The sequence below is a fragment of the Octadecabacter dasysiphoniae genome (assembly GCF_021532615.1).
Taxonomy (GTDB): Bacteria; Pseudomonadota; Alphaproteobacteria; order Rhodobacterales; family Rhodobacteraceae; genus Octadecabacter; species Octadecabacter dasysiphoniae.
Map to the genome: position 1 here is coordinate 1 of NZ_JAKGAQ010000006.1, position 17,539 is coordinate 17,539.

At 56.3% G+C, this 17,539-nt stretch carries 15 protein-coding genes; 6 read left to right on the plus strand and 9 right to left on the minus strand.

What is annotated here, in order from left to right; all coding sequences use genetic code 11:
- Positions 1 to 4,164: VCBS domain-containing protein (locus L0664_RS17590; protein ID WP_235227215.1), on the minus strand; the 4,164-nt coding region annotated here is incomplete at its 3' end.
- A gap of 73 nt (positions 4,165 to 4,237) precedes the next feature.
- Between L0664_RS17590 and L0664_RS18595 the strand changes: the two genes are divergently transcribed.
- The 3 genes from L0664_RS18595 (at position 4,238) to L0664_RS17600 (ending at position 5,930) form a co-directional block, all read left to right on the plus strand.
- Entirely contained in the window at positions 4,238 to 4,360 is a 123-nt protein-coding gene (locus L0664_RS18595) for a hypothetical protein (RefSeq protein ID WP_268821727.1), read from the plus strand.
- Between the two features lie 614 nt (positions 4,361 to 4,974).
- Positions 4,975 to 5,220 (plus strand): DUF2274 domain-containing protein, encoded by a 246-nt coding sequence (locus L0664_RS17595; protein ID WP_235227216.1) that lies wholly within the window; start codon positions 4,975 to 4,977, stop codon positions 5,218 to 5,220.
- Positions 5,221 to 5,651: 431 nt separating this feature from the next.
- Positions 5,652 to 5,930: a hypothetical protein gene (locus tag L0664_RS17600; RefSeq protein ID WP_235227217.1), complete on the plus strand. Its 279-nt coding sequence runs from the start codon at positions 5,652 to 5,654 to the stop codon at positions 5,928 to 5,930.
- On the opposite strand, the gene L0664_RS18640 is transcribed toward L0664_RS17600, so the two are convergent.
- From L0664_RS18640 to L0664_RS17610, 3 genes are all read right to left on the minus strand, one after another.
- Positions 5,870 to 6,235 (minus strand): site-specific integrase, encoded by a 366-nt coding sequence (locus L0664_RS18640; RefSeq protein ID WP_336247115.1) that lies wholly within the window; start codon positions 6,233 to 6,235, stop codon positions 5,870 to 5,872. The two genes, L0664_RS17600 and L0664_RS18640, sit on opposite strands and share 61 nt — an antisense overlap.
- Positions 6,236 to 6,264: 29 nt before the next feature.
- On the minus strand, positions 6,265 to 7,137 hold the full coding sequence (locus tag L0664_RS17605; RefSeq protein ID WP_336247116.1) for a DUF6538 domain-containing protein: 873 nt from the start codon (positions 7,135 to 7,137) through the stop codon (positions 6,265 to 6,267).
- A gap of 307 nt (positions 7,138 to 7,444) precedes the next feature.
- Positions 7,445 to 7,813 carry an XRE family transcriptional regulator gene (locus L0664_RS17610; protein WP_235227218.1) on the minus strand — a complete coding sequence of 123 codons (369 nt, stop codon included), beginning with the start codon at positions 7,811 to 7,813 and terminating at the stop codon, positions 7,445 to 7,447.
- 88 nt (positions 7,814 to 7,901) lie between these two features.
- On the opposite strand from L0664_RS17610, the gene L0664_RS17615 reads away from it, so the two are divergent.
- The 3 genes from L0664_RS17615 to L0664_RS17625 are packed head-to-tail and all read left to right on the plus strand — an operon-like array spanning position 7,902 to position 11,253.
- Positions 7,902 to 9,458, plus strand: coding sequence for a recombinase family protein (locus L0664_RS17615; protein WP_268821751.1), 1,557 nt, complete (start codon positions 7,902 to 7,904; stop codon positions 9,456 to 9,458).
- The gene (locus L0664_RS17620; RefSeq protein WP_235227219.1) at positions 9,458 to 10,351 is read left to right on the plus strand and encodes a plasmid partitioning protein RepB C-terminal domain-containing protein; all 894 of its coding nucleotides are present in this window, start codon (positions 9,458 to 9,460) and stop codon (positions 10,349 to 10,351) included. Before L0664_RS17615 ends, L0664_RS17620 begins: the two co-directional genes overlap by 1 nt.
- 2 nt (positions 10,352 to 10,353) lie before the next feature.
- A complete protein-coding gene (locus L0664_RS17625) occupies positions 10,354 to 11,253 on the plus strand; it encodes a plasmid partitioning protein RepB C-terminal domain-containing protein (RefSeq protein WP_235227220.1) in 900 nt (299 codons plus the stop codon).
- Positions 11,254 to 11,598: 345 nt separating this feature from the next.
- Here L0664_RS17625 and L0664_RS17630 read toward each other — a convergent pair whose 3' ends face one another.
- Genes L0664_RS17630 through L0664_RS17650 form a run of 5 tightly spaced genes read right to left on the minus strand, consistent with a single transcriptional unit; the run spans position 11,599 to position 17,480 of the window.
- Positions 11,599 to 11,826, minus strand: a complete 228-nt coding sequence (locus L0664_RS17630; RefSeq protein WP_235227221.1) for a hypothetical protein — start codon at positions 11,824 to 11,826, stop codon at positions 11,599 to 11,601.
- Positions 11,823 to 13,682 carry a TniQ family protein gene (locus L0664_RS17635; RefSeq protein WP_235227222.1) on the minus strand — a complete coding sequence of 620 codons (1,860 nt, stop codon included), beginning with the start codon at positions 13,680 to 13,682 and terminating at the stop codon, positions 11,823 to 11,825. Before L0664_RS17635 ends, L0664_RS17630 begins: the two co-directional genes overlap by 4 nt.
- On the minus strand, positions 13,683 to 14,648 hold the full coding sequence (locus L0664_RS17640) for an ATP-binding protein (protein WP_235227223.1): 966 nt from the start codon (positions 14,646 to 14,648) through the stop codon (positions 13,683 to 13,685).
- Positions 14,641 to 16,788 (minus strand): Mu transposase C-terminal domain-containing protein, encoded by a 2,148-nt coding sequence (locus L0664_RS17645; RefSeq protein WP_235227224.1) that lies wholly within the window; start codon positions 16,786 to 16,788, stop codon positions 14,641 to 14,643. The genes L0664_RS17640 and L0664_RS17645 overlap by 8 nt, the downstream gene beginning before the upstream one ends.
- Positions 16,785 to 17,480, minus strand: coding sequence for a PDDEXK family nuclease (locus tag L0664_RS17650; RefSeq protein WP_235227225.1), 696 nt, complete (start codon positions 17,478 to 17,480; stop codon positions 16,785 to 16,787). The genes L0664_RS17645 and L0664_RS17650 overlap by 4 nt, the downstream gene beginning before the upstream one ends.
- Positions 17,481 to 17,539 lie beyond the last annotated feature (59 nt).

Consider the following 17,539-nt stretch of genomic DNA (forward strand, 5'->3'; position numbering starts at 1 on the left):
ATCGGCGGTCAGGATGTCGGGGCTGACATCGGTCAGGATCACCACCGTGTCGCCGTCCAGATCGATCCGCGTGTCGTCGCCGCCGGGCCCGTCTGCACTGACAACTGCCGAGAATTCGGCGAAATCGGTGAACCCAAAGTCGCTCACATCCAGTCTGTCGCCCTCGGCGCCGTCAAAATCAATCACCGTGGTGGACCCGTCGAGGTTGCGGAACGTCATGATGTCTGCACCCTGCCCGCCCGAGATCCGGTCCGTGCCGCCGCCACCGTCGATGGTATCGTCGCCGGTCCCGGCGAAGATCACGTCATCGTCGCTTGTCCCGCTCAGATCGTCGTCGCCCGTCGTGCCGATCTGCGTCGCGGCGCCCGAGAAATCGCCGCCGAAGATCACGAAGCTCGCGCCGGAGTTGCCGCCGTTCGGATCGTCTGCCCAAGCCCCAACGATCAGATCGTCGAAGCCATCGCCATTCACATCCCCGGCCCCGCTCACTGAGACACCCGACTGGTCATACGTCGCCACGCCATTGATCACAAAGCCGCCAATGCCGCTCTCGATGTCGGAGAGCTGCACAACGGTCCCGTCGCTCTTGCCAAAGACCACAAAGCTCGCACCGGATCCGCCGCCATTCGGATCGTCTCCGTAGGCCCCGACGATCAGATCGTCGAATCCGTCGCCATTCACATCCCCCGCTCCGCTCACCGAGCGACCGGAGTGGTCATCCTCCGCCACACCATTGATCACAAAGCCGCCAATGCCGTCCTCGATGTCGGACAGCGCCACCGTGGTCCCGTCGCTCTTGCCGAAGACCACAAAGCTTGCACCAGAGGCGCTGCCATTCGGATCGTCGGCACGAGCCCCGACGATCAGATCATCGAGTCCGTCGCCATTCACATCCCCTGCTCCGCTCACCGAGATGCCGGACTGGTCACCCGCCGACACACCGTTGATCACAAAGCCACCAATGCCACTCTCAATGTCGGAGAGCTCTACGGCTGTCCCGTCACTCTTGCCAAAGACCACAAAGCTGGTACCGGAGGAGACTCCATTCGGATCGTCTGCCCAAGCCCCAACGATCAGATCGTCGACGCCGTCGCCATTCACATCCCCTGCTCCGCTCACTGAGATGCCGGACTGGTCACCCGACGAAACGCCGTTGATCACAAAGCCACCAATGCCACTCTCAATGTCGGAGAGTTCCACGGCTGTCCCGTCACTCTTGCCGAAGACCACAAAGCTGGCACCGGAGAGATCTCCATTCGGATCGTCTCTCCAAGCCCCAACGATCAAATCATCAAGCCCGTCGCCATTCACATCCCCAGCCCCGCTCACCGAGAAACCCGACTGGTCACCTTCCGCCACACCATTGATCACAAAGCCGCCGATGCCGCTCTCTATATCGGACAGCTGCACGGCTGTCCCATCGCTCTTGCCGAAGACCACAAAGCTGGCGCCGGAGGACTCTCCATTCGGATCATCTCCGTATGCCCCGACAATAAAGTCATCGAGCCCGTCGCCATTCACGTCCCCCGCCCCGCTCACCGAAAAGCCGGACCTGTCACGTATCGCCATGCCGTTGATCACAAAACCACCACTGCCATCCCTGATGTCGGACAGCTGCACGGCTATCCCGTCATTCTTGCCAAAAACCACAAAGCTGGCACCGGAGAAGGTTCCATTCGGAATACTTCCGTATGCACCGACAATAAAGTCATCGAACCCGTCGTCATTCACATCGCCTGCGCCGCTGACCGAAACGCCAGAGTAGACCCCCGCAAACACACCGTTGATCACAAAGCCGCTGAGATCGGTGTCGCTCTCCAGCGCGGCAAGCTCGATCGCATCCGCCACGCCCGTGATCGTCACCGTCACGGTCTCTTCCGTGCCATCCGCGCTGCGCACCGTGAAGCTGTCGGTGAGCGTCTCGCCCTCCGCCAGCGCCTGGATCGCTGCCTGGGTGTTATCCGCCGCGTAGCTCCAGGACCCGTCCGTCCCAAGATCGAAGCTGCCGTAGCTGCCCACCGTGCCGCTCTGCGCCACAAAGTTGGCCTCGCCGGTATCGACATCCGTCACGCTGAGCACGCCCGTCGCCGTGAGGGTCACGGCTTCATCTTCAGTCACGCTGCCCGTTGTCTCGCCCAAAATCACAGCCGCATCATTCTCACCCGTGATCGTGACGGTGACGGTCTCCTCGGTGCCATCCGCGCTCAGCACCGTGAAGCTGTCGGTCACCGTCTGGCCCCCACCGATGTTCTGAATCGCCTCTTGCGCATTATCCGCCGTGTAGGTCCACGTCCCTTCTGCATCAATGTCAAAGCTGCCGTAGCTGCCCACCGTACCGCTCTGCGCCACAAAGCTCGCCTCGCCAGCGTCGGCATCCGTCACGCTAAGCGCACCCGTCGCCGTGAGCGTTGTCGCATCATCTTCAGTCACCGCGCCCGTCATCTGGCCGGCAATCACCGCCGCGTCGTTGGTGCCGATGATCGTGACGGTGACGGTCTCTTCCGTGCCATCCGCCGTTGTGACCGTGAAGCTGTCGGTCAGAGTCTCCCCTGCACCGAGGCTCTGGATATCCGTCAGAGCGTTGTCCGCCGTGTAGGTCCACGCCCCTTCTGCATCGATGTCAAAGCTGCCGTAGGTCCCGACCGTGCCACTCTGCGCCACAAAGCTCGCCTCGCCGGCATCGACATCCGTGACGCTTAGCACGTCCGTCGCCGTGAGCGTTGTCGCATCATCTTCAGTCACGCCGCCCGTCATCTGGCCGGCAATCACCGCCGCATCATTGACCCCGGCGATCGTCACCGTCAACGTCTCAGTCGTGCCGTCCACAGTGGTGACCGTAAAGCTGTCACTTACTGTTTGGCCGTCAGCAAGGCTCTGGATATCCGTCAGAGCGTTGTCCGCCGTGTAGGTCCACACCCCGTCCGTCCCTAGATCGAAGCTGCCGTAGCTGCTCGCCGTCCCGCTTTGCGCTTGGAACGCGGCCTCGCCGGCATCGACATCCGTCACGCTCAGCACGCCCGTCGCCGTGAGGGTCACGGCTTCATCTTCAGTCACGCTGCCCGTTGTCTCGCCCAAAATCACAGCCGCATCATTCTCACCCGTGATCGTGACGGTGACGGTCTCCTCGGTGCCATCCGCGCTCAGCACCGTGAAGCTGTCGGTCACCGTCTGGCCCCCACCGATGTTCTGAATCGCCTCTTGCGCATTATCCGCCGTGTAGGTCCACGTCCCTTCTGCATCAATGTCAAAGCTGCCGTAGCTGCCCACCGTACCGCTCTGCGCCACAAAGCTCGCCTCGCCAGCGTCGGCATCCGTCACGCTAAGCGCACCCGTCGCCGTGAGCGTTGTCGCATCATCTTCAGTCACCGCGCCCGTCATCTGGCCGGCAATCACCGCCGCGTCGTTGGTGCCGATGATCGTGACGGTGACGGTCTCTTCCGTGCCATCCGCCGTTGTGACCGTGAAGCTGTCGGTCAGAGTCTCCCCTGCACCGAGGCTCTGGATATCCGTCAGAGCGTTGTCCGCCGTGTAGGTCCACGCCCCTTCTGCATCAATGTCAAAGCTGCCGTAGGTCCCGACCGTGCCACTCTGCGCCTCAAAGCGCGCCTCGCGCCAGTTCGCGTCCGTCACGTCCAGCTTACCAGCGGTTGTCAGCACATCATCCTCAATCACCGCCCCCGTCGTCTCGCCCGTGATCTCCGCAGGGACATTCTCAGCGCCTTTCAATCCAGCCGCAATAACGAGAAGCCCCAATCCTTCTGCTCCCATCGCCAGTTCAACAGGAAACCCGTCGGCCGCCCCACCCTCTGCCGCGGCTTGCGCAATCGCCTCCGCGACATCCGAGGGCACCAGAATCGAACCATCCGCCAGCACTTGAACGGACCCAGCGCCAACCTGCACCTGCGCGCCGTTCTCCAGCGTAATCCGCACCGAGCCATCCGCCTGAACATCGACCGATCTGACACCGTCGATCTCACTCAGCGAGATCGATGCGGTTTGCGCCGCAGCCTCTGACACGAAAGCCGGCAGCACCAAGACCAGCCCCGCCAGCGACACCGGTTTGCCAAAGGTCGCGACGTGACGGCGCACCGCCTCTGACAGAAGCTGACGCCCACGCGCGCGCGGCGTTTCACCCTGCGCATCGTCAAGATTGACGTCTTTCATACCGGTCACCCCTGCGTTCAAATATCATGAGATCAGCCAGCCATGCGGCGCACGAACAGCTGTCACGGCGCACATGCCCGTGATCGAACGCCACAAAACGCAGGTCAGCGGCACGATTGAAATATCGATCCACAGCTTTGGCCAACATCGGCAAACATTTGGCCGAAAAGCGATGTTCGCACATCAGGCCGTTTGAAACGTATGGTGAAAGATTACCGAGGTCATCGACACATAATGTCGGCATCAGCCTCGCCCCCCTGAGGCTGGATTAATCAAGCGAGAGAGCCTAGCGGACGAAACCTCAGCAGTTGTTGAACTTTTTGGGCTCTTCGCGTAATAACGGACATTCCTGCTGCACGCAGCGTCTGACACATTGGGCTCTTTCAAGCCATTCGCCGCACGAAACATGAATGGCCGGTGTCTATGAATGTCCAGCAAAAACCTTAGATTTTGACCGGATAATGCAGCTCCAGATCACACATGAAGTCTCCATAGAAACCCTGTGACCCCGGCACGGGTGCCGGGGATCGCTTCTGGCTTTGGACAGCGCAGGGGATCGACGGGCTGACGCCCGCTCACCCCAACCCTGACATTTTTCCAATCCTGTTGATCCGCCTGCCATCCTGTCAGGTCCGAGAAAATCGGCAAGCGCCGCCTGCGGCGTCGGTTCCGGTCGAGAATTCCGGTTCCTCCAACGCGCAGGCGCGCGGTTCCCTCCCAAATTCACGCCCTCCACCCAGTTGTCATGGCCCCGCCAGGCCGCAGGACGGGCTTTGCCCTTACCTGCTCTGCCCTTCGGAATGCATGGGCATGCCAAAACTTAAACTCGGACCCCTCGTCGATGACAGGCCAGTGAAACTGACTGTCGAGCTGCCAGCGGCGGTGCATCGCGATCTCGTCGCCTATGCCGACGTGTTGAGCCGAGACACCGGACAGCCGATCAAGGACCCCACAAAACTGATTGCGCCCATGATCGCAAAGTTCATGGCGACGGATCGGGGGTTTACGAGCGCGCGTCGCACGATGGGAGCCAAGAAACCGACGCCTCTAAATTAGACGGTTTAGTCGAATAGCTGCACGTCCGGGTCCCCTTAGCGAGCGTGCACACAAGATTGAAAAACCGCGAGAACGTCGGATTGCCATTGTGCGGTGAACACATCTCGCAAATCGGCCACATCTCCCCGGGTGGCAGTTTGTAGACGACATCAAAAAACTTCATCGCCACGGTGGCCCCGCGCGTCGGGGTTACGCCACGCCCCAGCGCCGCAAACTGCATCAGATTATCCCGCCCCACGCTGTGCCTCATCTCCTCCGTTCTAGCGCTATAGATTCTTTTGTGGCGACTCGATCTCACCTCGAAATCGATAGTCACAAACTGGACCGAGACGGACCATGTTTGTTCCGATATGCACGCCAGAGCGCTCTGCGCTACGATGAAGGCAACTCCGTTCTGTAAAACGCGATCCAGCGCTCTCATGATGGTCCTCATGAGGAGCCCACTCCATATCCACACACCTTTGGCCGCATCGTCCGGTGTAATATCTGCCGACCAGATCGAGGCCGCTTTGCTGAAGGTGGCCATGCTGGTCGCGCGTGATCCCGCGTTTGCGCCGGTGTTTGAGCGACTGGAGGCAGAACTCACCAAAGCGAAGGACGCGGAATTAGGCGCTCTGGACGTGCAGCGCCGCGCCCGCGCCCTTCTGGATCACAGCGCGATGCCCCGCATCAAGGTGGCGAGATGCTCCAAAGTAGCCCCTTTGCCGTAGCGCTCGCGGTTCAGCCGGTGACCAAACACATCGCGCCTGATCCGGTCGTCAATTCCGGCCGCCAACATCCGGTCTTCAAACGCATGCCGCAGGGAGTATAGGGAATGCTGTGGTGTCTCGAGAAGCCCGTTGCCACGCAGGTATTTGTTGATCGTCGCACTCAACGTCGCGCTGTCACGATACCGCGGAAAGCCCTCGGGGAAGGCACGGAATGCCTCCAGCGACACACCGACAAGCGGGATGACGCGGCGCGCGTATTGGCTTTTGAGTTGTCGCCCCTCAGGTTCGATGGAGATATGCGGCACCTTGCCCTCCAGACGGATCGTATCCGCCGTCAGCGCCGCCCCCTCGGACGGGCGATGCCGGTGTTGATCATGCCCAAGAGAAGCCCGCGCGCTTGGCTGTTCAGCCCGTCCAAGGCCCCCGGCTTCAAAAGGCGCGTCTTGATCCAATCGTCTGAAAATGGCGGACGCGTGCGGGCCGCACCCTGTTTGAAAGCCAGCCCGCCGAGGGGCAGATCCAGCCCGAGCCGCTTCATCGTGTTCACCGTTTTCAACACATCGCCGAGATGGATCAGATCTTTGTTGGCTGAATTGGCCATGACCTCGCCGGCTTCGATTCGGTCGAGCCAGTATTGGCGAAAATCCAGCATGTCATCGCGCGTGATCTGATCAATCGGTTTGTTGCCCACCACCGCGATAAAATTGCGAATGGCCTTCTCACGTGGGTTCCTCCAGCGGCGCAACTGATCGGCGCTTTTGCCAAACGTCTTGTCCCGCGCCAGCGTCCAATAGAGATCAAGAGTGGCCTGCACCGTGAGGTGTGGTCCTTCGACGGTCCCCAGCAACGCTCCGGCTTCTGACAGGTTCGGCTCGCCTGCAGGGGCCTCGATTGCCGCGACGCGCTCAACAAGCTCCGCGACGGGCAGATCGGCAACCCGGCCCACATCCAGATAGCGATACCCCTGGAGACGCGCCAACTCCTGCGCCGCCGCAAAGCGATCTGCCGCATTTTCCGTATCCCCGGCCAAACGCGCCTCCCACGCCTCCACCAGATGGGTCCAGGCCTGATCGGCTTTACGCGCGGCAACACTTTCGGAATCGGTATGCAGGCTGACCCAGACGGAGGCGCGGGCCTCCACACGGCGATAACGCGTCGGCACCCGCCGCCGAAGATAATAGGTATTGCTGCGTTTGATGATCGCCATTTCGCATCCACCTGCCCTCACAGCATACCATATTGTGTAGCAAAATGTGTAGCAAAATGTGTAGCAAAACGGGCGGACATGAGGAAAAATAAAACCGCGACGCCATTAACTCACTGTAAATAAATTAATTTTTTTGTGCGGAGGCAGGTGTGGGGCGACACATAGTTTTACCTTTTCCGAGACGAAGAAGGCCTGATTTTAAAGGAGATTTCGAAACCGCGACGCACTAGCTTTTCCTTTTGCGACTCGAAGGTTTTCCTTTCGCCCAAAGGCGATAGATCTCGAAAATTACGTCTGCGGCAGTCAATCAGCTGTCATCGGGCCTGCAGATCGCATCAAGACTGCGCAAAACCTCAGCTACTTCGTCCCTAGCGGAGGTGAAACGCCGAGCTAGCCGTTCCTCGTGGCGACCCGCCAAGACTAAAACAACGTCAAGGATGGTGTCTGAATGCCGCATCAGCTCAATCAGGTTCTCACCGGTTGGACCATAGGTTTCCGATATCCAGTTTTTAGCTGTTCGTTCGCTTGCTCCCGTCCACCGAGCTGTTTCTTTCGCAGCGCGACCGGCGCCACCCAATTCTTGAGACAGCGCTGAACTGATCGCCTTTCGGTATTCTGGAGCAGAAACGAGCCCCTCGCATTCTCGATGAAACAAGCTGCCCTTTTTATGAAACATGCTTCCAACCCTCTCTCGTTAAGATTGAGGAAAGAATCGCAGAGTTCCCGTACAGGTTTGCGAATTTGAAGAATGGAGGGCCGCAGCATTGAGTTGGCCAGACGATGATCACCAGCAAGACAGCCGCAAGAGGGCCGCGCAATATGTTCGCATGTCGACAGAGCATCAACGCTACTCGACTGAAAATCAGGCGGACGCGATCAAGCGATACGCCGATGAGCGCGGCTACCAGATCATTCGAACCTATTCCGATGCCGGAAAGAGCGGTCTACGTATTCAAGGCCGGGCTGGTCTCACCCAATTGATCGCAGACATCGAAGCCGGGCAAACTGCGTTTAAAACAGTTCTGGTCTACGACGTAAGCCGCTGGGGTCGTTTCCAGGACGCCGACGAGAGCGCCTACTACGAGTACGCCTGTAAGCGCGCGGGAATTTCGGTCGAATACTGCGCAGAGCAATTTGAAAACGATGGCAGTACAATGTCCACCGTCGTCAAGGGCCTAAAGCGGGCGATGGCTGGCGAATACAGTCGAGAGCTGTCGCAAAAGGTATTCGCTGGTCAGTCTCGTCTGATTGAACTGGGTTACCGCCAAGGTGGTGCGCCGGGTTTTGGCCTGAGACGGATGCTGATTGACGAAGCCGGAAATATGAAAGGCATTCTATCACGGGGCGAACACAAAAGCATTCAGACGGATCGTGTGACGCTAGTGCCCGGACCGGACGATGAGATCGCTGTTGTGAACCAGATTTTCCGTTATTTCGTGCGTGATGGTCAATCCGAGGCCGAGATCGCTGCCAATCTGAACGCAAAAGGCGTCAAAACTGATCTGGATCGGGATTGGACACCGTCCGTCGTGCGCCAGCTTCTCTCAAACGAAAAGTACATCGGCAACAACATCTGGAACCGCAATTCCTTCAAACTGAAGAAACGCCATGTCCGCAATGACCCGAACAATTGGGTGCGTGCGGTAGGCGCTTTTGAAGCCATCGTCAGCGCCGATCTCTTCGAGGCCGCGCGTGCTATTATCAGCTCAAGGTCTCAACGGCTGTCTGACGAAGCAATGCTTGAAGGCCTCAAAGAGACGCTGGAACAACATGGCTTTCTCTCCGGCTTTGTCATCAATGAAGCGGCGACTTTGCCGTCGAGCGGTGCTTATCAAAACCGATTTGGTAGCCTGCTGCGGGCCTACAGCCTTGTCGGTTTCAAACCGGACCGGGACTACCGATACATTGAGATCAACAAACGTCTGCGCGGTATGCACTCAGATATTATCCGCGACACGGTCTCCGGCGTCGAAGCCGTTGGTGGAAAGGTTGATCGAGATCTTCAATCAGACATTCTGACCATCAACGGCGAGTTCACTGTTTCCATTGTCATCGTCCGTTGCATGCAAACCGGCGCAGGTGCGTTTCGCTGGAACATTCGTCTCGATACTGGGCGTCTGCCCGACATGACCATCGTCGTTCGGATGGGACAGATGAATGAGTTACCGCTGGACTACTATTTGCTGCCGACCTTTGACATGACCCGACCCAAGTTGCGTCTGGCGGAAAACAACGGCCTTTCGCTCGATGCATACCGCTTCGACGATCTTTCACACTTTTTCGAGATGGCGGCTCGAGCGCCACTTCTGGAGGTCGCTTGATGAGCAATGCCGACCTCGACCGAACAGTACTTGTCCCGGTTGATGCGATCACCGTGGTGAATCCAAGGGTTCGCAATCAGAAGGTTTTCGATGAGATCACCGCCAACATCGCCGAGCTGGGCCTGAAACGGCCGATTACGGTTGCGGCACGAGAGACAGAGAGTGTTGGCGAACCGACATATGAGCTGGTGTGTGGTCAGGGGCGACTGGAAGCCTTCAAAACCCTTGGTCAGTCGGAAATTCCCGCGATTATCATCGATGCCAGCAGTGAAGACTGCCTTGTGATGAGCCTCGTCGAAAACCTGGCCCGCCGTCAGCACCGCTCGCTTGATTTACTCAGGGACATTCGGCGGCTCAAAGACAACGGCTATTCGGAGCAGGAGATTGAGGCCAAAACGCAGCTCTCCGCCAAATACGTGCATGGGGTCATCAAGCTGCTGGAAAGTCACGAACATCGCCTGTTGCGCGCGGTGGAAAGCGGGAAAATTCCGGTCAGCGTCGCCGTTGATATCGCAGGTGCAGATGACGTTGGTGTGCAGACGGTTCTCAGGCAGGCTTATGAGAAAAAGCTCCTACGTGGCGGAAAACTCTTGGCGGCGAAACGGCTTGTTGAAGCCCGCCAAAAGCATGGTAAGGGCCAGGCTTCGGCAGACCGGGGTTCACGAAAGAGTCTTTCGGTCGAAAGCCTGCTCAAAACCTATGAGAACGATGTCGAAAAGAAGAAGGTTCTCCTGCGCAAGGCGCATGCGACGCGCAGCGAGATGCTCTTTCTCACGCAATCGTTCAAGACGCTGATGGCCGACGAGAATTTTGTCACGCTCTTGCGGGCTGAAGGGTTGGCAACTCTGCCCAAGACGATTGCTGATCGATTGACACGCATGGAGGACGCCTGAAGATGACAACGACAGATGAAGAAAAAATCGTTGCAGCGGCCTTTGAACAGGGACTGCTGACCGTACCGTTTGACCAAATCGCACCCCTCTATGTTGTGACACCGCAAAAGAAGGCCAGCATCAAGTTCAAGCAGATCGCTGCATCAATCCATGAAATCGGTCTTGTCGAGCCAATGGTGGTTGCGCGTGATCCGCACAGTCCGGGCCAGTTCACTTTGCTGGATGGCCATCTGCGCCTTGAGGTTCTGAAGGATGAGGGAAGAACAGATGCACGGTGTCTGGTCTCAACCGACGATGAGGCTTTCACCTACAACAAGCGGATCAATCGTCTCGCAACCATTCAGGAACACAAAATGATCCTGCGTGCATTGTCGTTAGGTGTGCCAGAAGAACGTCTGGCGAGTGCGCTCAATATCAACATCAGGACGTTGAAACAGAAACGTCAGCTTCTCGATGGCATATGTGATGAGGCCGCCGAATTGCTCAAAGACAAGCAGGTTGCCCTGACCGGGTTTCAGATCCTTAAGAAGATGAAGCCCCTACGTCAGATTGAAGCGGCACAGTTGATGGTCGCAATGAACAAATACACGATCAACTACGCACGGTCTCTTCTGGCTGCGACACCGGAAAGCCTGCTGCTTTCAGTTGCGACGCCAAAAAAGATCAAAGGTATTTCCCGCGAACAACTCGACTTGATGGAACGTGAGTCCGCTAACTTGGAACGCGAAGTGCGTCTCGTTGAAGACAGCTATGGGGCAGACCATCTCGATCTGGTGTTGGCACGCGGATACATCTCGAAACTGATGAGTAACGACCGCGTTACGCGGTATCTGTCCCAGCATCACGACGGGTTCTTACCCGCCTTTGAGAAGATCACTGAGACGGAAGCGTTTGCGTCTTAAGAGGCTTGATTTGCGAGATAGGATTGGGGACCCGGACCCATGAAGCGCGGGGACCACAGGAGACGCCGCACTGTGGGGCGGATCAAGTGTGGTGGTGGGAATGGCGGCGATCCCGTCGGGGCCCATCGGGCCGGACCAAATGTCCGGCAACTTGTGTCAAACTGTCTGCGCGTGATCTCCCATTTTGGGAGCATGCGCAGACAACCCATGGCTGAAATCGCGCGTCATAACGAAGCGTGAACATCTGCTAAGGGGTGTTATGTTAACCGCCCTAGGGTTGAGTGCTGGTCATTTTCAGCGACGGCGACGTAAACCAGTTGAACAGCCACAATGCCAGCGCCTGACCTAACCAAGATCACGCCTTCTTTGCTGATCTCGTCGCGCCTCAAGTGCCTCCACAAGGACGTTCTCTACGTCATGCAATCGTAGCCCCTGTTCAAGGGTCAGCTCTCTCACCAACTCTTCGATACGTGCGTTCTTTGGTCCATTCAGCACCCAATCATCGATTGCATGACGATCCGGGTGGTCAACCCCACCACCAATATTGGTGGTGGGTTTCTGCTCATCCATCATGTCGGCTCCTTTTCATTTTGAGGGATCAATCCCGCCCTTCGCAAACGTCCTTCAAGCCCCTTGCGTTCATAATACCAACTTATTCCGGCAGGCGTTTCGATGGGACAGATCCCTTTCGCTTCCAAGTGGCAGCCAAACGGGCCAGATGCCCTATGATAGCGCTTGGAAAGTTGACCCAAAGTCTCAAACTTCGCCTCGAATGCAGTCAGGCTCGTGCTGCAAACTGCATCCAAGAACTGCCGAGAGCGCGGATTTCGCAATCGTCGCTCAATCAACACGCCGTCAGCTATCAAGAAATTTATTGTCGGGTAGTTCACCCGAAGGCGTCTGGATGCATCCCCCTTTGTTACTCCCGGCATCTCAAACTGGGGAAGCGCCGCTCGCAATTCTGGCAGATTGACACGGAGTGCGGCGAGGCCGCACTTTTCGGCATCTCGATTTAGATACGTCAGCTTTCCGCCAAGTATCAACTTAACAATATCTGCAAGCGGACATCTCACACGCTGTGTCGCGTCGATAATGGATACCGTATCTGTTCTATCAGACTGCGTTTCGGTGACCCAAGCGCTCAGTTTTGCTAGCAGCTGTTCCAGTTCATCACGGTCAAACTTAGGAATTTGATCGAGAGCATCCACAGTGGTCGTGACAATGCCATGATCTCGCAGTTGGTTGAGCATTTCCAAGCTTAGGCCCATCAGCGATTGGGCCTCAATCGCGTTCAGACGTGCTGAAATCCGGCACCTCAGATCATCTATCGCTTCCGACTTCAGCCCTTCGTGTAGCCGCACTGATTTATCCGCCATATCCGTGTGTGCCAGACCTTCGGCCAGCAATATCCTGTTCATCCTGTGGCGTTGAATGCCCAATGATTGCCATGCACCGGAAATGGTGAACACAGCTCGCGATGGGCAGACTTTACCAAGGACGGTGTCGCCTTCCCGAAAAGGATATGTGCGAAAAATGAAATCCCGCACCTTGTCGCGCAACGTTTCGAAGTCCTCACCCATTGAAGATGTCCGCAACCATTCAAAGAACGCTCCAAAGTCCGACTGATGCCGAACAGTGCGTAGCGCAATGGGACTCACCATCGCTTCCAAAGCCGCATACATGCCGTCCTCGCCGCGCCGCAAAGCATCAAACCCAGTTTGCCCAGCCAAGCGGAGGTCATCATCTGTCGCTTCAGATATTCTGAGCTTAGGACCGTTCTGCATCACAAACCCAAGAACCTCACATAGCCGCGCCGCGACATACAAGGGCAAGTCGTCAAGGAACGGATTGGACGACGTGCCCCCCAGTCTATCAAATATGTAGCCTTCGAAGTCGGTGGGTTTATGGCGGGTCGCAGTGTCCGCATGGTAATTTACAAATGCCCAGTTTTTGAGGACCTGCCCGACAAAGTCATAGTTGTGGAGCGTGTGTAATTCGGGCGGAATGACAATGAGCGCAACGTTGTGTTCTGGACATGTCCGGATCGACCAGAAATGCCATCCAACACGACGGAAAACACCGTGTCTCCCGCCGTTTTGATGATCTTCTATCAGACATCGCGGACAGACCCGCAGGCGCGAACGAACCAATGATGCCTTGGTCGCCTTTTGACCGCAAACCTCAAACCGGTTTTTATCAACTGTTCGCACGGCCCAGCGTTTCATATCCCTCGGGCATGCACCGCCGATCGTTGCAATTTTCTCAAGGAGGTCATCGTCACCGCGAACAAAGTCCTGCCAACGAAAACCAAAGTCCAAACAAAGAACGCGAGGCTCCTGCAGTCCGCAATATCGCGTCAAACGCGAGACGTAGGACGTTGCCGTTTCAAAGCGCTCAAGTGGGAAAATGAGACGGAAATTTTCTGCCATTTATTTCCCTCCAAATTTGGAGAAGTGATCCCAGAACACTTTGCGCGCATCGATGCTCAGATAGTCCGCGGCGACAAAGATGTTGAGAGCTGGCACACAGCCAGCCGTCCGTCGAAAGGCTTCAGAGAAGTGACCTAAGTTCAATTCGGCGGCCCCCTCCAGTAGTGCATCTTCGAGAGCAAAGCCAAGCATGGCTATCGTGTTCCCAAACTCATTCGCACCAGCATGGATGAGCCTAGGCACCAAATCATCGAAATCCAAATCTTCGCTGAGTGAAATTTGGGCTTTCGCGGCATATGCAGAAATTATCGCCTGAACTTCCTTAGCGTGCGAAACCCGGCTGATAGCCGGTAATTTCACAAGATCTACACGACGCCCAAGTTGCGGGTCAGAATTGAGCATCTCGAGCAATTTCGGTGTGCCCGAAAGGATCAGCCCAACAGGCCAAGTATCATTGTTCAACAGAGTTTTCAGTCTGTCTACGACGCCTGCACGAACATTTTCATTCGGACTCGCAATCAAATGCTGCGCTTCGTCCAAATGGATATAGAATGTTCTCCGATTTCTGAGCTGAACGTGAACTTGTCGCCAAATCTCAGATGCGTTGTCACTTTTGCGCTCGGATTCGTAACCCAATTTCTCCCGCAGAAGGATCGCCAAGTTCTTCATCGTTTCAGATGCGGGAACGATAATGCGCACATAATCGATGAGCTCATCCCCATCCTTAGGATCCGTCAGGTCTTGATTTTGCTCGAGGACGCGTTTGACCAGCCTGGTCTTCCCGCTCCCAGCCGCACCTATGACGGCGATAGCTCGCGCCTCTTCAATGAGGTCCAAAGATTGGGCTGCACGCCGTCTCTGAAGTTGACGATCAAACTGTTCAAAGAAGCTGTGATACGGCTCGTTGCGAACGAAATCGTCGCGCAGCAGAGCAAGACGACGGTGGATGTCCTTGCGATCATTCATCGTCAAAGCTCCAATTCAAAGGCGCGTCTTCGTCGTCGGCATCGCTGTCGGTTGTGGGTTCGATTGCGACAGTTGCGCTGCCGCCCCCATCGTCCCTTTTGGGAACAGGGATTACATGACCAAACAAGTCGTCATCCGGAGGTAAATCGAAGTTTTCGGGATCTTCAGGATCAATTGACAATCCAAGAAAGAGATCCTCTTCACCACGTGCTAAGCCAGCGGGTGTGACATTACGCAACAGCGTTGCAAACGTTTTCTGTTCGGCAGCATTGATTGAGGCAATTTTTGCAAGCGCCTCTGCTACAATTTTTTCCTGCAACCTCGCTTCATCGCGGTACTTGAGCCTCAGCTCTTTAGCGGCGGCTTGCCATTCATCGTAGGAGACACCTGCAAAGCAATTCTGAAGTGCCATCGCATGAAACCACTCATCACCAATGCGCACCATGATCCAGCCGAGGTCCCTCAGATCGATCCGCAAGTCTACATGTGTTTCGTGACTATGCGGATGAAACTGTCGCAGAGCCTGACAGGTGTAGTCGATTCCAAAAACCCGAACACCACGACCAGTCACCTTCCGATTTAATGGTTTTCCAAAGGCCCTACGCCGCGTCCGTTCGGGAACGTCCGCTACAACTCCCTTTTCTTGCGCTAACCGGTTCCAGCAATTATTCGGGGTTTCGCCGCCAAGACCAGGATGCTCTCGATTGTGATACACATCCACGACATACAAGATAAGCGCTTGTATCAAAGCGTCGTCGGTGATCGACGCCATTTCCTGTGATGGATAGTCACCGCGGTCCTTTGGGTTGGAAAACGTTCGGCCCGCAAGACCGGGCATCAGATTGGTACCAAATGTACCAAAAATCCTTTCAACACGCGCCCGCAACTGCGGCAATCCACCTGTAGGTGTCTCAGGTGAACCGAGTGCATCAAAAATGGCTGTTTGAAAGTTGTCGTCTACAAATGCAGCACCGAGATCGGTCGCGACCGTTTTCAGGCCACCAAAATGAGCCCAGGCTGACTTGCAACCAGCTGCTGTCGCAAGATCGGTCTTGTCGCGCGTAATGTCCGCCAATAGAGCAATTGCATCTTGCGAGTTCGGCGTAACGGCCAAGCGCATACCGACGACGCAGCGGGTTGCACAATCGATGGCGAGATAGAGCCAGCGACGACCCCGCGGAAGTTCTGCAAGCTGTTCTGCTGACAGGTGATCAAGTGCGCCGCGTTCCGCCAAAATTGAAATCAAATCAACGTACCACTCGTCGATCTCGATCCGCTCCATTGGATAGCTCGCATCGATACCTTGTTCGTACAGCATGAATTCGCGATTTGCGGCATCCACCCCGTGCCGTTGCGCATACGTTGAATAAGGATCAAGCTTCGCGATTTCGCGCTCGACTTTTCGTTTGGATGGCACGCGGAGTGGCGGCAAACCCTTCTCCAGTCTTTCCACATTTTCAGCGTCGAACCGCGTTCTAGTATCATCCGCGACTTGCCGTTTGGATCTTCGGTCGCGTGTCAAATACCTACCGATACAGGTCCCCAAAAGCCGCAGTTCTTCAAGACTGAAACGGTCTTTCCAGTTGCCCGAGCGGAATGTTCGAGGAACAAGCCCTAGAGGCGAATTCCCGGCGCGTTCGTAACGGCGCATCCACTCCAAAAGCGTTCCTGCGCACGGCGGCGCTCGAAATTCCTTCTTCCGTCCAGCGCGTTTGGGAACCCAGCCATCCTGCGCCGCCCCGGCTTGCTTGTTCACGCACCTTTCGATTTCATCTAGCAGAACTTGGACCGAAAATTCGGTTCGCTTCAACCGTCCTGCTTTGACAAGTTGGCGTGCAACTTCGACATAGGCATAACGCCAAACCACCTCAGATTTTATCTTATCAGGAAGCATGCCGACTGCCGCGATAACACCAGTTGCCCGCAATTCGTGGCGCTCAAATAAGAAGTAATCTGGCTCAAGAGAGTTCTCCGGCTGAGCTAGCAACTCGCGCAGTTTTTCGAACGAAAAGTAAACCTGTACGCCCGGTCGGTCGGTCCTTTCGAAAGAGCACCCAGATGCTGCCGCGGCGGCATTCCGGTAGCTATGTGGTCCAACCGTCAATCTTGCGAATGGCGATATCTGCATAGGATTTGTCATTGAACAACTCCCAGATAAACGGCGGTGTCTGTATCAATGGGAATTGTCCTATCAACCGACAGCAGGCCTTCGTAGATCGCGATGAAGACTGTTCTGAAACTCTGGTCTCCCGCGTCCAGAGATTTCGCCAACGCGCCCACAGAAGTGGGAAAAGATATGGATCGAATGACGTCTCTGAGCCGTTCAAATGCCATCTCATTTCTGGACCTTGAGAATTCATGAAATCTCTCCGCGTTCAACGCTTCCGCCTTGGTGAAATCCTGATCCGTTATCAGAACCAGATCATCGGCGAAGTCTTCGGTCATAGCTGCCCGAATGCACTGAAGGTCCCGAACAAAGCTAATCCGCGAAGCGAGTTTTGCAGGTTTTATCGCGATAGCGACGCGTCGACCTGATGACAGCCGGATCAAGAAGTCGCAGAAGTGGGTGCGTCGGCGACCACCTTCATCCCAGAATGTGATTGACGGAGGTTGCTCCCACAGGTCGATTACATCGCCGCGAGCTAGCAGCAAGAACAACACGCGTTGCTCGAGCTTGCTCTCAAAATAGACGATCCTTGGACGTGCCCATCCTGGGAGGTGGACAACGATGCCGCCCCGCGAACTCGATTTTGAACGCTTTGCAATCCGGCGGGTCGCACGGCTTGGTAGCGGTGCAACGTCAGCACCGCAGTCAAAAATTTCGTCTTTCATTATACTTTTGGGGTAGGCACAGCGTTTGGTAGCGGGCCCACCCCACCTTCTAATTTTCC

Excerpts from the sequence above, each read along its gene's own strand:
- L0664_RS18595 (WP_268821727.1), top strand. The coding sequence starts at position 4,238 with ATGCCCGTGATCGAACGCCACAAAACGCAGGTCAGCGGCACGATTGAA.
- L0664_RS17595 (WP_235227216.1), top strand. The coding sequence starts at position 4,975 with ATGCCAAAACTTAAACTCGGACCCCTCGTCGATGACAGGCCAGTGAAA.
- L0664_RS17600 (WP_235227217.1), top strand. The coding sequence starts at position 5,652 with ATGAGGAGCCCACTCCATATCCACACACCTTTGGCCGCATCGTCCGGT.
- L0664_RS17605 (WP_336247116.1), bottom strand. The coding sequence starts at position 7,137 with ATGGCGATCATCAAACGCAGCAATACCTATTATCTTCGGCGGCGGGTG.
- L0664_RS17610 (WP_235227218.1), bottom strand. The coding sequence starts at position 7,813 with ATGTTTCATAAAAAGGGCAGCTTGTTTCATCGAGAATGCGAGGGGCTC.
- L0664_RS17620 (WP_235227219.1), top strand. The coding sequence starts at position 9,458 with ATGAGCAATGCCGACCTCGACCGAACAGTACTTGTCCCGGTTGATGCG.
- L0664_RS17625 (WP_235227220.1), top strand. The coding sequence starts at position 10,354 with ATGACAACGACAGATGAAGAAAAAATCGTTGCAGCGGCCTTTGAACAG.
- L0664_RS17630 (WP_235227221.1), bottom strand. The coding sequence starts at position 11,826 with ATGATGGATGAGCAGAAACCCACCACCAATATTGGTGGTGGGGTTGAC.
- L0664_RS17635 (WP_235227222.1), bottom strand. The coding sequence starts at position 13,682 with ATGGCAGAAAATTTCCGTCTCATTTTCCCACTTGAGCGCTTTGAAACG.
- L0664_RS17640 (WP_235227223.1), bottom strand. The coding sequence starts at position 14,648 with ATGAATGATCGCAAGGACATCCACCGTCGTCTTGCTCTGCTGCGCGAC.
- L0664_RS17645 (WP_235227224.1), bottom strand. The coding sequence starts at position 16,788 with ATGACAAATCCTATGCAGATATCGCCATTCGCAAGATTGACGGTTGGA.
- L0664_RS17650 (WP_235227225.1), bottom strand. The coding sequence starts at position 17,480 with ATGAAAGACGAAATTTTTGACTGCGGTGCTGACGTTGCACCGCTACCA.